Origin of the sequence: Micromonospora sp. NPDC048935, assembly GCF_043197875.1 — a bacterium.
Lineage (GTDB): Bacteria > Actinomycetota > Actinomycetes > Mycobacteriales > Micromonosporaceae > Micromonospora.
Map to the genome: position 1 here is coordinate 500,672 of NZ_JBICTZ010000004.1, position 12,301 is coordinate 512,972.

Here is a 12,301-nt window from a genome sequence, read left to right on the forward strand (position 1 = left end):
CACCGCTCCGCCCGTACCCGCACGGTACGGGCGGAGCGCTGTATTTCGGTTGTCTGCCGGCACGGCGGTGGCGTTAGGGTCATAACGGCTCACGCTCATTACACCTTCGGGAGGTTCACGGTGACCGCGCTGCGTCAGTACCTGGGTGTCTGGCGGATCCCCGGCGCGCCCATGCTGCTGATCACCGGCATCATCGGGCGGCTCGGCATCGGCATGACCCCGCTGGCGCTGCTCCTGGTGGTCGAGCAGGTGACCGGGCGCTACGCGCTGGCCGCCATCGCGGGCGGCATCTACGCCGTCGCCGGTGCCGCCCTCAGCCCGGTGGCCGGGCGGATCGCCGACCGGGTCGGCCCGAGCCCCGTCCTGCTGGTCACCGCCGTGGCCCACCCGCTGGCGCTCATCGGCCTACTGCTGGCCAGCCGTTCAGGTGACGACGCGCTCGCCGTCATCTACCTCACCGCAGGCGTGGCCGGCGCCACGTACCCGCCTCTCACTGCCGCCATCCGTGGCGCCTGGAACGAGCTGACCGACCCCGCCTCCGGCCGGTACGCACTGCGCAACACCGCGCTCGCCGCCGAGACCTCGCTCTTCGAAATCGTCTTCGTGCTCGGCCCACTGCTCGTCGCCGCGTTCGTCCTGGTCGCCGACGCGGCAGCCGCGCTGATCGGCGCGGCGGTGGTCACCCTGGTCGGCACCACCGCGGTCGCCCTCGGCCTTGTCATGCGGGGCTGGCGTCCACACCCGCGCGAACACCACGCCCGAGGTCTCGGCCCACTGCGGGTCGCCGGCTTCCCGGCCCTGCTGGTCTGCGTGGCCGGCCTGGGCATCGCCTTCGGCGCCGCCGGGGTGACCGTCCCGGCGTTCGCGAGCGGCCACACCACCGAAGACCCGGAAAGCATGGCCGGCCTTCTCCTGGCAGTCTGGGGGATCGGCAGCGCCATCGGCGGGTTCTGGTTCGGCGTCCGCAGGCCGGCGACGAACATGACCCGACAGTTCGCCCTCCTACTCGGCGCGTTGGCCGGCACCTTCGCCGTGTTCGCGGTGATGCCCACCCCGCTGGCGCTGGGCGTCGCCCTGGTCTTCGGTGGGGCCACCATCGCGCCCGCGCTGACCCTGGAGAACACCCTGGTCGGCCGGATCGCCCCAACCGGCATGCTGAACGAGGCGTACACCTGGGTGGTCACCGTCGCGGTAGCGGCGAGCGCCGCAGGCGGCGCGGTGGCCGGCCTGATCGTGGACCACGCCGGCGGCGTCCGGTGGGCGTTCCTGTTCGCCGGGGCGGCGATCGCCGTCGGGGCCGCGGTCGCGGCCCTACCCGCCGGGCCCATCGCCCGTGCGGAAACCACAGCGGTACGCGCCGAAGACCTCATCCCCGCCTGACCTGTCCGGCTGGCCTGCGCGGTCGGCCCGGCCTCCTCCGGTTGGGCTGGCCTCCGGTTGGGCTGGCTTCCGGTGGGGCTTGGCCTCCGGTGGGGCCTGGCTTCCGGTGGAGCCTGGCCTCCGATTGGGCCTGGCTTCCGGTGGGGCTTGGCCCGGTCGGCTTGATCCACTCGGGTTCCTTGAAGTCGGGCTATCGCCGGCGTGAAAATGCCCCGACATCAAGAAACCCGAGTGGATCTCAACCCGTGCGCGGCGGCTAGCAGCCTCTACCGGTAGTTGTCGAACTGCAGGGCGACGCCGAAATCCTCGCCCTTGAGCAGCGAGATGACCGCCTGGAGGTCGTCCCTCTTCTTGCCGGTGACCCGCAGCTGGTCGCCCTGGATCTGCGCCTGCACGCCCTTCGGGCCCTCGTCGCGGATCTTCTTGCTGATGGCCTTGGCCTTGTCCGCCTCGATGCCCTGGACAACCTTGCAGTCGATCTTGAAAATCTTGCCGGACGGGCGCGGCTCACCGGCGTCCAGTGCCTTCAGCGAGATGTTCCGCTTGACGAGCTTCTCCTTGAACACGTCAAGTGCGGCACGCACACGCTCCTCGGTCTCCGCCTGAAGGCCGATCGCCTCCTCGCCGGACCAGGAGATCTCCGCCCCGGTGCCGCGGAAGTCGAACCGAGTCGCGAGCTCCTTAACCGCCTGCCGGAGGGCGTTGTCGACCTCTTGACGGTCAACCTTGCTCACGATGTCGAACGACGGGTTCGCTGCCATGTATCTGCTCCTGCTGTCCGGCGGTCTGGGCCTGCAGTCGGCCGCCGACCAGCGGCACGACCCCCTGACCGTACCCGGTTGCGCCGGCACCGGGGGGAGCCGCTATCCTTGCTTCCGCCGCCGCGTTGCGACGCGGTGGGGTGCCCTGGCGGGTTGCCCGAGCGGCCAATGGGAGCGGACTGTAAATCCGTCGCGAAAGCTTCAGAGGTTCGAATCCTCTACCCGCCACCAGGTGCAGACACGGCCCCTGACCAGCAGAGATGCTGATCGGGGGCCGTTGTCGTTGATCTAGCCGAGTCTGGCTGAGTCCGGCCGTTGACGACTGGTTGTGGGCAGGTCGATTTTGCTCCCGCCGCGCCGACGCCGAGCGGCCGAGCGCGGGTTCCTGGACTCGGGCAGATCGGTCCTGGGCGCCTCTCGACGTCGTACCGGCGCGGGGCGGTCTTGGTAGATAGGCGTGGCGGTGCGGGCCGGCAGCGGGACGCTCGGGGGCAAGCCAATTCCGTTTCTTGGACTGGTGCGGCAGTCGGAAGCCCAGACCTCGACGGCGGCCAGCGGCGTCGGCTTTCGTACTGCTTTGCGGTGGTCGAGCTCGCGGCTTCGGAGTCTGATCCCCTCAGGGGCATGGGACGTCAACGGACCGGCAGGATGGCCCGGTGGAGCGAGACACCCTGATCGTCCTTCTCGGCGCTGAAGCCGGCGGCGTTTACGAGTCATGTCGCGAGGCTCTGCGGGCGGGCTACGACTTCAAGGTCTTCGACGGGGAGATACCGGTTGGGGCCCTGGTCACCACCTACCGGCGTCGAGAGCGTCACACCCGTACGCGCGGCATCCGGACGCTCGGATTCGTCCAGGCTGTGGAACGGCTGGTCTCGGCCGAAGAACTGGGAGAGTTGCTGATAGGTCAGGTCGGCGACGCCGGGACGGCCTGGCTTTACCAACTCTTCCTCGCACCCGACGCCTCCCGCCTCGTCGCCTGCCTCGCGGTCAGTCAGGACAGGGAAGACGCTTCACGCCCGTAGTCGGCGGATCGACTGCCCCACCTCGGCGCGGGGGCGGCTGGCCCGGCGGTATTCGGTGGCTTCCCGTCCCGGCCGCGTAGCGGTCCGGGGCGGCTTGCCGCCGGGCGGTCCACCGCCCGTGCGCTGGCCGCGCAGCGGCGCACTTAATACAAGACAGAGGAAATCGGCAGCAGCGTGGGGGGCGACACGTGGGGGCGGCAGGTGAGAGTGAGACATCTCGCCTACAAGCTCCGTGCGCGTCGTCATGCCTCGTCTGCCCGACTGCACGCGGGTCTTCCCGCCGCCTGGGCCACGGCGTTGCCGTCCCACTCCGCGTCTACGCCAACTGCGTCGACGGCGGCGACGACACCATGAACGACAAGATCGGCAAGGCCGTCGGATGAGGTCTGGAAATGCAAGTGCCGTTCTGTCCGGGTTGCTGAGCCCGGAGGTTCATCGGCACGGTGACCAGGTGGGCCGACGCATTGACCAGGATTCAGATGTTCGGCGACTCCTGTACGAGCTGGGTTTCTGCCTGCCGCCGGAGGAGTTGGACGAGTCACCTCCGGGTGACGTCGATGCCTTCACCGTCGCGTTCTTCGAGGCCGAGGGGATGGGCGACATGAGCCGCACGAACCTCCGCCGTCAGGTGCGAGAGGTCGTCGACCGGCACATGGGCGGCTGCGGCGACTGACCGCGGGCGTTGCCACCCTCCCCGCCGGGCGGCGGTTACCGGAACTCGTGCACGACCTCGATCAGACCAACGATGTGAGCGTTGAATTCGTCCAGCTCCTCGGCCGGCACCCACAGCTCCAGAATGGTCTCTCCACCTGCCTGGCGAACGGGGTACCGGCTCAGGAACTCTGACTCCATCCGGAAGCGGGTCACGTAGCCGACGCCGGACGCGGGTACGTTCCAGTCCCGGGCGATCTTGACCGCGTAGTCCTCGTTCAGGACCGGGTAGAAGATCGGCTGATCCGGCAGTCGCGGCGGCCATACCCGCCATCCGGACTCGCGGACGAGAGCCAGCTCTTCCGGCCCGGTCGGGCGCCACAGCACCGTCGTACCGTCATCGCTGTTCATGTCGACCTCGCCGCTCGGATTCTGGGTGAGCCCGGACGGTACCGGCGGGCCAGCGCCCGAGACCACCGCATTCGACTCGCGGTGGGGTGGGACGATGGCGGCTCCGACCACCCTCGGCGGGGGCTCAGGGGTAACAGGCCGTACCTTGTCGTCGACTTTGTACCGCAGGCTGACGCCGAGGCTCGGGGGCTGGCGCAAGCTCGGTTTGGCAGTGGACCCAGTGACGGGTGAGCTGGACATGCTCCGGTGACGAGACGCCAGCTCAGCGAGTGTCCTTGACCTTGAGATGCAGCCCGCCGTCTCGGAGAACCCGTTCGGGACTGTGCAAGGCCCAGACCTTGGCTGCCGGCCCGACCCGGTACCGGCGCATGGGCGTTCCCGTACCACCTGGATTCTCGTTTCGGTCCCCTCGCCGTCGGGCCATTGTGAGACTGGGTGCGTGCCAGTTCCTCCGGCGCTCCGGCAGTCATCGTCCCGACCCGGTAGGTGGAGAACATGTCCAACGACAACGAGATCCGTCCCTTCCGGCTCGACACGCCCGAAGAGGCGATCGACGACCTGCGTCGCCGGATCGCGGCCACCCGCTGGCCGACCCGGGAGTTGGCCAATGATCGGTCCCAGGGTGTGCAGCTGGCGACGGTCCAGGCGTTGGCCCGCTACTGGGCGACGGATTACGACTGGCGCGCCTGTGAGACGAAGCTGAACGCCCTGCCGCAGTACACCACCTACATCGACGGCGTCGAGATCCACTTCATCCACGTACGGTCGCGGCACGAGGACGCCCTGCCGCTGATCATGACGCATGGCTGGCCCGGCTCGGTGGTGGAGTTGCTCGGGGTCATCGGCCCGCTCACCGACCCGACCGCGCACGGCGGACGGGCCGAGGACGCCTTCCATCTTGTTCTGCCGTCACTGCCTGGCTACGGCTTCTCGGGCGAACCGGCCGAGCTCGGCTGGGAGAACGGCCGGATCGCACGAGCGTGGGTGGAGCTGATGCATCGCCTCGACTACCCGCGCTATGTCGCCCAGGGAGGCGACGTGGGTGCCGCCGTCACGGACGCCATGGGCCGCCAGGCACCCCAGGGGCTGCTCGGCATCCACGTCAACCTGCTGGCCGGTGCGATCGGTATCAAGGACCAGCTACCGGCGGATTCCGCGCAGGAACGCGCCGCGCACGACGCGCTCGACCTGTTCACGATGGATGGCTTCGGCTACTTCCTGGAGCAGTCGACCCGGCCACAGACGATCGGCTACTCCCTACTGGACTCACCCGTCGGGCTGGCGGCCTGGATGTTCGACCACGACACCGACAGCTACTACAAGATCTCCCGGGCGCTCGTCGACGGCGAGCCCGTGGGCGGGCTGACCCGGGACTCGATCGTCGACAACGTCACGTTGTACTGGCTGACCGGCACCGGCGCCTCGTCCGCGCGGTGGTACTGGGAGTTCCAACGGTTCCTGGCCGCGGCCGCCGCGGCCGGCCAGACTCCTCCGCCGGTCTCGGTTCCGGTCGGCTTCACGACGTTCCCCGGCGAGATCTGGGCCGCCCCGCGCAGTTGGGTCGAGATGGTCTACCCCGGCCTCGCGTACTTCAACGAGGCCGACCGCGGCGGCCACTTCGCCGCGTGGGAGGAGCCGGAGTTGTTCTCCGCGGAGGTGCGGGCGGTGTTCCGGCCGCTGCGGTAACCCTGGGTCGGCACCGCGTCGACGGTGTGGTGGTGACTCTCCGGCCGGACTTTCGGCATCTCGCGGACCGGCGTGCAGCAGCGCCCCGCCGGCCCCTGCCGGCGGTCACCAGATAGACAGTGACCTGTTGCCGCGGGGTAGCGGCGAGTAGTGTGCGTACCCGGGACGGAGGGGGCGCAGTTCAAATCAACTGTTACGTCTAGTAGGCGTGCTTTCCTCTGCTAGGTCGTTTCTTGGGCACGCCATCGTGGGCTGATCAGCAGATGGTCTGGCCGGACGTTGTGCCTGCCCAGCCGAGCGGGTTGGCTCGCGGGTCGGTTGGCCTGATCGCGGGCGGGGAACTTTCCTGGCGGACGTCGCTGTGGCACCATCGTGGAATCTCCATCCCCGCACCGCCCCCTGCCGACAGGAGTTCCAAATGTCTGGTCGAAAGTTTGGCCGGCTGCGCACGGCGTCGATCGTCCTCGCCGCGCTGGCCGTTGGTGTCCTTGGCGCTCAACTTGGCAGTGGTTTCCAGTCCACGCTGATCGAGTGGGGTGCCCCCGCCGGCCACAGCGTTTCGGTTTCGAGTGGAGCGTCAAGCGTCGCTCGGTGACCCCGGTGCGGCGGCGACGTGTCCGATGACAGGGCGGTGCGGTGTCACCTAAGGCTGTCCGACGTCGTACGACCGAGCACGCCTGGCTGATCACGGCTCCCCTTGCCGGGATTGCCCTGGTGGGATCGCTGGTTCTCGCGTTAACGGTGCCGATCCGTTTCGAGGATTGGCCGGCCGCTGTTGTGTTGCTGGTGGTGATGGCTGCTGCCGGGATTCCAACGCTCAGCTTCGTCGTCCGCCGTCAAGCGGTGGTGGTGACCCTCCTTGAGATCCCGCTCGTGCTCGCCCTGTTTTGGCTGTCGCCGCTGCTCATGGTCGTCGTCGCTACGGCAGCCGAGCTCTTCACCCAGATTCACCGCGGTTACGCGCCGCCGAAGTTCTGGTTCAACGTCGCCCGGGCGGCCGCCGGATTCTCCGTCGCGGGGCTGGTGTTGGCCGCCATGCCACCCCATGAGGGGGTTGGCCCGTCCACGTGGAGCGCGGTCTTCGCCGCCGTCGCCGCCAACGCGCTGATCAGCCTCGTGGCCGTGGTTGGCGTGATCACTCTCCTGCAGGGCTGGCAGGGCACCCGGGAGACGACGAGCACGGCCATCCAGGTCCTGCTGACCACAGCACTGAACGTCGCGGTTGGGATGATCATCCTGATCGCGCTGGCGACGACCCTCTGGTCGATTCTCCTTCTGCTGGCCCTGGCGGTGGCCGGCGTCCTGCTCTACCGCTCCTACTCGCAGTTCATTCGGCAGCACCGCACCCTGGGCGACATGTACGAGCTGACCCGGGCGATGAGCGAGGCGGGTCAGGACGGCAACCTGACGGACGCGCTGCTCGGCCGGCTCCGTTCCCTCATGCAGGCGGAATACGCCACGCTGTGGCTTCCCGCCCAGGGTCGGCACCCGGAGGTCCTGCTGACCGCACGCCTGGACGACCGAGGTCTGCTCGACGTCGCCCCGACCCCGGCGGTGATCCGGGAGAAGACCCGTGAGACGGGTCGGACGGTCGCGCTCGGTCGGGCCTTCGGCGGTGACCCGACGCTGCGGTCCGCGCTCGCCGACTCCAAGGTCAAGGACGTCATCGCGGTGCCCCTGCGTTCGGGGCAGGCGGTGATCGGCACGTTGGAGGTGGCCAACCGGCTCAGCGACGTGGGCCACTTCGCCCCGGCGGACCTCCCCATCTTCGAGACCGTGGCGGCGCACGCCGCCGTCGCCCTGGAAAATTCGCGGTTGGTCGACCGGCTCCGGCATGACGCCTACCACGACGCGCTGACCAGGCTGCCCAACCGTCGGCGGATCACCGGCGCGCTCGCCGAGTCCTTCACGATCGCTGCCCCCGGCGAGGTGGTGGCACTGCTGCTCTTCGACGTCGACGGGTTGCGTCAGGTCAACGAGTCCCTCGGTCACGCGGCGGGGGACAAGGTCCTCGCCGAGGTCGCCAGCCGGCTGCGGGCCAGCGCGCCGTCGTCGGCCCTGGTCGGCCGTGCCGGCGGGGACGAGTTCCTGGTGACGTTGCGGTTGGAAAGCGCGGAGGCGGCGCTTGAGTTGGCCGCCCAACTACGCGACCAGATCCGTGACGAGATGGTTTTCGACGCGCTCACCCTCGATGTGAACACTGCCGTCGGGGTGGCCGTGCACCCCGATCACGGCAGCGACGCGGCGACCCTGCTGCTCAGGGTCGACCTGGCCGCCACGGCGGCCAAGTCGGTGCCGGGCAGCGTGCAGCTGTTCAACCCCGCACTGGAGTCCCGGTCGTTGCGCCGGCTGGGTCTGGCTGGCGATCTGCGCCACGCCTTGGACCAGGGCGAGTTGGAGGTCTACTTCCAGCCCAAGGTGACTCTGCGGGACCGGCGCCTGGTCGGTGTCGAGTGCCTGGCCCGGTGGGAGGACCCGACGCACGGCACTGTCGCCCCCGAGGACTTCGTGGCGGTGGCCGAGCACACCGGCCAGCTGAGCCGCCTCACCGAGGTGGTGCTCCGCGAGGGGCTACGTCGCAGTCGGGACTGGGCGCTAGCCGATCAGCCGTTGCCCATCGCGGTCAACATCTCGGCCCGTACGCTCACCGACCAGCACTTTCCGGACCGGGTCCAGGAGTTGCTGACCGAGTACGGGGTGCCGGCGCAGCGACTGACCCTGGAGATCACCGAGGCGGGGGTGCTGGACGGCACCGACCGGCCCATCCCGACCCTGCGACGGCTGCGTGACCTGGGTGTCCGGCTGTCGGTGGACGACTTCGGCACGGGCGACTCGTCGCTGGCGCACCTGCGCCGGCTGCCGGTGCACGAGGTGAAGGTCGACCGCACCTTTGTGCAGGGCATGGCGACCGACCCGGGGGACCTGGCCATCGTCAACGCCGTGGTGACCCTGTCCCAGCAGTTCGGCCTGGCGGTGGTCGCCGAGGGCGTGGAGAGTGAGCTGACCCTGGAGCTTCTCCAGGACATCGGCTGTGAGATCGGGCAGGGCTTCCTGTTCAGCCGGCCGCTGCCGTACGAGCGGCTGGCCGCCTGGTTCGGTGCCCAGGTCGAGCCGGAATCGATCTCCAACGGAGAGCTGCCGCGCCTTCGCGTCGTGCCCTGAGCAGGGCGTAGACGATCACCGGGGATCCGATTTCACCTGTCGAGCCGGGCCGTGTACTCTTACTTCTGCGCGCCCCACGGGGAGATCGCGCAGGCCCCCTTAGCTCAGTCGGCAGAGCGTCTCCATGGTAAGGAGAAGGTCTACGGTTCGATTCCGTAAGGGGGCTCGAGGGTTCAGCTGGACCCATCGCAGCGGTGTAGCTCAGATGGTAGAGCAAGCGGCTCATAATCGCTGTGTCGCCGGTTCAAGTCCGGCCACCGCTACTCTCGTCTTCCGGGCTCGTCGCCGGTGGTCGTAGGAAAATGGGCGCTTCTGGCGCCCACTTTGCATGTCCGCGCTGTCAGCGTCTAGGCTGGCGCGTCGTAGTTGTTTCCGTTAGCGAGGAAGGCACTCCGCCGTGGCGAAGGCTACCGATGTCCGGCCGAAGATCACTTTGGCGTGTGTGGAGTGCAAGGAGCGCAACTACATCACGCGCAAGAACCGGCGCAACGACCCCGACCGCATCGAGCTGAAGAAGTTCTGCCCGCGCGACGGTCGGCACACGGTCCACCGCGAGACCCGCTGACCCGTGGCCGGCCCCGTGCCGGCCGGTGTCAAAGCTTTCCAATCGCCGATCTGACCGGTGTGGTGCGGCTCCGCCGCAGCCTGCCGAGCAGATCGGCGATTGTGCGTTCCGTGTAGGTTCGCGGCATGTCCCTGGACCCTTCCTTCGTCGGCCGGACCTATCCGCCGACCGCCCCCTACCAGGTGGGCCGAGAAAAGATCCGCGAGTTCGCCACCGCCATCGGCGCCACCGACCCGGCCCACCACGACCCGGAGGCCGCGCAGGCGCTCGGCCACCCGGACGTGGTGGCTCCGCCGACCTTCCCGGTGGTCGTCACCATGGCCGCGAGCCGTCAGATCATCGAGGACCCGGCCCTGGGCATGGACTACAGCCGCGTGGTGCACGGTGACCAGCGGTTCGCGTACACCCGGCCGGTGGTCGCCGGCGACGAGCTGGTCTGCGTCAACACCATCGAGGACGTCAGCAACCGGGGCGGGCACGGCTTCCTGACCACGCGCACCGACGTGCACACCGTCGCCGGGGAACCGGTGGTCGCCGTCTGGTCGAAGATCGTCGTACGCGGGGAGGCCTGAGATGGAGTTGTCCGCCAAGACGTTCCAGGTGACCCGCGCGGACCTGGTCCGCTACGCCGGCGCGTCGGGTGACTTCAACCCGATCCACTGGAGCGACAGCTTCGCCACCGGCGTGGGTCTGCCCGGGGTGATCGCCCACGGCATGTTCACGATGGCGCTGGTCGGCCGGGCGATCACCGAGTGGGCCGGGTCGCCGGACGCGGTGGTCGAGTACGGCGTGCGGTTCACCCGGCCGGTGGTGGTCCCCGACGATGACCAGGGGGCCGAGATCGAGGTCACCGCGCGGGTCCGTGAGGTGACCGAGGACGGGCTCACCCGACTCGACGTGACGGCGACCTGCGGGGGCGAGAAGGTGCTCTCGCAGGCCCGCGCGACCATCCGGACGACGCGCTGAGGCAGGCCCGCCACGCGGGGCGGAGAGACCGGTTGGGAAAGTCGGGCGGCTACCCGTACACTGGTCCGCCGTGGGGCAAGTGACCCCTGCTCGGTCGAATGTGACCGCGTGGGGCGAGTGTTGCCGCACAGGGGTGTAGCTCAATTGGCAGAGCAGCGGTCTCCAAAACCGCAGGCTGCAGGTTCAAGTCCTGTCACCCCTGCGCCTCAGGCCTGACCGTTCCCGTGGGTCGCGCCGCCAGCTTGGCGGCGTCCGGCCCGTGGTGGTGGCATCGGCGGGGTGGTTCCGAGGCAATCGGGGCCCTCCGGGTGATCCACCGGCCGCGGCCCGTCGCGGGACGGTTGGGCCCGGCCGGCGTGACCAGCGCCGCGTACGCCACTCGGCGTGCGACCCGAGATTCCGCGACGGAGGGCGAAGTGGCCGACAACAAGCGGCACGGCGAGGACGCCGGCGACGATCGTCTGGACGACGAGGTCGTCGACGAGGTTGCCGACGACGACGCCTCCGGCGCGGACGAGCCGGTCTCCCGGGGAGGCACCGCCACCCGGTCCCGTGCCCGGGCGGAGTCGGCGGACAGCCGGCCCACCACCCGGTCGGAGACCGGTCGGGTGGGCGTGTTCGGCCGCATCGCCCGGTTCTTCCGCGAGGTCGTAGCCGAGCTGCGTAAGGTCATCTGGCCGACGCGTAAGGAGTTGCTGACCTACACCGCCGTGGTGGTGACGTTCGTCGCGGTGATGCTGACGATCGTTGGCCTGCTCGACCTCGGCTTCGCCAAGGTCGTGCTGTTTGTCTTCGGCAACTCGGACTGACCGGCTGCCTCCAGCCGATAGTGACGGAAGTGAGCGAGCGTGCCTGAGTACGACGAGACCGCCGGACCCGCGGACGAGCAGTCCACGGTCGCGACGGCGGCTGGTGACGAGTCGGTTGAGGCCGCCAGCGAGCCGGAGTTCCCAACGACTGAGCCCGCGCCGGACGAGGAGTACGACCCGGTCGCCGAGCTGAGGCAGAAGCTGCGCTACGCGCCGGGTGACTGGTATGTGGTGCACTCGTACGCCGGCTACGAGAACAAGGTCAAGACCAACCTCGAGACCCGGATCACGAGCCTCGACATGGAGGACTTCATCTACCAGGTCGAGGTGCCGACCCGGGAAGAGGTCGAGGTCAAGAACGGTAAGCGTTCCCAGATCCAGGCCAAGGTCTTCCCGGGCTACATCCTGGTTCGGATGGAGCTGACCGCCGAGTCCTACTCGTGTGTGCGGAACACCCCGGGTGTGACGGGCTTCGTCGGCGCGACCGACCGGGCCGACCGGCCCGCCCCGCTCTCCCTCGACGAGGTGCTGAAGTGGCTGGCGCCGGCCGTCGAGACCGAGCAGAAGAAGTCGAAGCCGGAGATCAAGGTCCTCGACTTCGAGGTGGGCGACTCGGTCACCGTCACCGACGGCGCGTTCGCGTCGCTGCCGGCCACGATCAGCGAGATCAACGCCGACCAGCAGAAGCTCAAGGTGCTGGTGTCGATCTTCGGTCGCGAGACCCCGGTGGAGCTCAACTTCAACCAGGTCGCCAAGATCTGACTGGTCGTCGGCGGCGGGCCCGGCCCGCCCCCCAAGTAGGGGGTTTACCACCCCCGAGACCACCGCGGTCCACTGGGCTGCGGCCTGCGCGACACTTTAATTTCCCCCCAGTAGCACCCCCCGGGC

Annotated in this window: 12 protein-coding genes and 4 tRNA genes; 14 read left to right on the forward strand and 2 right to left on the reverse strand. The window is 69.0% G+C overall.

Translation table 11 applies throughout. From position 1 onward, the window contains the following. Positions 1-120: 120 nt before the first annotated feature. A complete protein-coding gene (locus tag ACGFIW_RS15585; RefSeq protein WP_393315218.1) occupies positions 121-1,380 on the forward strand; it encodes an MFS transporter in 1,260 nt (419 codons plus the stop codon). Between the two features lie 266 nt (positions 1,381-1,646). Here ACGFIW_RS15585 and ACGFIW_RS15590 read toward each other — a convergent pair whose 3' ends face one another. Next, positions 1,647-2,141 carry a YajQ family cyclic di-GMP-binding protein gene (locus ACGFIW_RS15590; RefSeq protein ID WP_393315221.1) on the reverse strand — a complete coding sequence of 165 codons (495 nt, stop codon included), beginning with the start codon at positions 2,139-2,141 and terminating at the stop codon, positions 1,647-1,649. A gap of 147 nt (positions 2,142-2,288) precedes the next feature. Here ACGFIW_RS15590 and ACGFIW_RS15595 point away from each other — a divergent pair. The 3 genes from ACGFIW_RS15595 (at position 2,289) to ACGFIW_RS15605 (ending at position 3,836) form a co-directional block, all read left to right on the forward strand. Continuing rightward, positions 2,289-2,372 (forward strand) — tRNA-Tyr (locus tag ACGFIW_RS15595). 425 nt (positions 2,373-2,797) lie between these two features. Then, a complete protein-coding gene (locus tag ACGFIW_RS15600; RefSeq protein WP_393315224.1) occupies positions 2,798-3,163 on the forward strand; it encodes a hypothetical protein in 366 nt (121 codons plus the stop codon). Positions 3,164-3,614: 451 nt separating this feature from the next. After that, the gene (locus ACGFIW_RS15605; RefSeq protein WP_393315227.1) at positions 3,615-3,836 is read left to right on the forward strand and encodes a hypothetical protein; all 222 of its coding nucleotides are present in this window, start codon (positions 3,615-3,617) and stop codon (positions 3,834-3,836) included. A gap of 35 nt (positions 3,837-3,871) precedes the next feature. Here the strand turns inward: ACGFIW_RS15605 and ACGFIW_RS15610 are convergent, their stop codons facing one another. Beyond that, positions 3,872-4,225 (reverse strand): hypothetical protein, encoded by a 354-nt coding sequence (locus ACGFIW_RS15610; RefSeq protein ID WP_393315230.1) that lies wholly within the window; start codon positions 4,223-4,225, stop codon positions 3,872-3,874. A 495-nt stretch (positions 4,226-4,720) separates the two neighbouring features. On the opposite strand from ACGFIW_RS15610, the gene ACGFIW_RS15615 reads away from it, so the two are divergent. From ACGFIW_RS15615 to nusG, 10 genes are all read left to right on the forward strand, one after another. Further along, positions 4,721-5,911, forward strand: coding sequence for an epoxide hydrolase family protein (locus tag ACGFIW_RS15615; protein ID WP_393315233.1), 1,191 nt, complete (start codon positions 4,721-4,723; stop codon positions 5,909-5,911). A gap of 636 nt (positions 5,912-6,547) precedes the next feature. Next, positions 6,548-9,073 carry a putative bifunctional diguanylate cyclase/phosphodiesterase gene (locus ACGFIW_RS15620; RefSeq protein WP_393315236.1) on the forward strand — a complete coding sequence of 842 codons (2,526 nt, stop codon included), beginning with the start codon at positions 6,548-6,550 and terminating at the stop codon, positions 9,071-9,073. Positions 9,074-9,166: 93 nt separating this feature from the next. After that, positions 9,167-9,239: transfer RNA gene (locus ACGFIW_RS15625), tRNA-Thr, on the forward strand. Between the two features lie 24 nt (positions 9,240-9,263). Then, positions 9,264-9,336, forward strand: a tRNA-Met gene (locus ACGFIW_RS15630). Positions 9,337-9,470: 134 nt separating this feature from the next. After that, entirely contained in the window at positions 9,471-9,638 is a 168-nt protein-coding gene (gene rpmG, locus ACGFIW_RS15635) for a 50S ribosomal protein L33 (RefSeq protein WP_007073056.1), read from the forward strand. Positions 9,639-9,763: 125 nt separating this feature from the next. Then, positions 9,764-10,210, forward strand: coding sequence for a MaoC family dehydratase N-terminal domain-containing protein (locus ACGFIW_RS15640; RefSeq protein WP_393315239.1), 447 nt, complete (start codon positions 9,764-9,766; stop codon positions 10,208-10,210). A gap of 1 nt (position 10,211) precedes the next feature. Further along, complete coding sequence (locus tag ACGFIW_RS15645) at positions 10,212-10,604, forward strand: MaoC family dehydratase (RefSeq protein ID WP_393315242.1); 393 nt, start codon at positions 10,212-10,214, stop codon at positions 10,602-10,604. Between the two features lie 129 nt (positions 10,605-10,733). Then, a tRNA-Trp gene (locus ACGFIW_RS15650) sits at positions 10,734-10,806 on the forward strand. Between the two features lie 214 nt (positions 10,807-11,020). Then, positions 11,021-11,413 (forward strand): preprotein translocase subunit SecE, encoded by a 393-nt coding sequence (secE, locus tag ACGFIW_RS15655; RefSeq protein ID WP_393315245.1) that lies wholly within the window; start codon positions 11,021-11,023, stop codon positions 11,411-11,413. Positions 11,414-11,452: 39 nt separating this feature from the next. Further along, positions 11,453-12,175, forward strand: a complete 723-nt coding sequence (gene nusG / locus ACGFIW_RS15660; protein WP_393315248.1) for a transcription termination/antitermination protein NusG — start codon at positions 11,453-11,455, stop codon at positions 12,173-12,175. Positions 12,176-12,301: the final 126 nt, after the last annotated feature.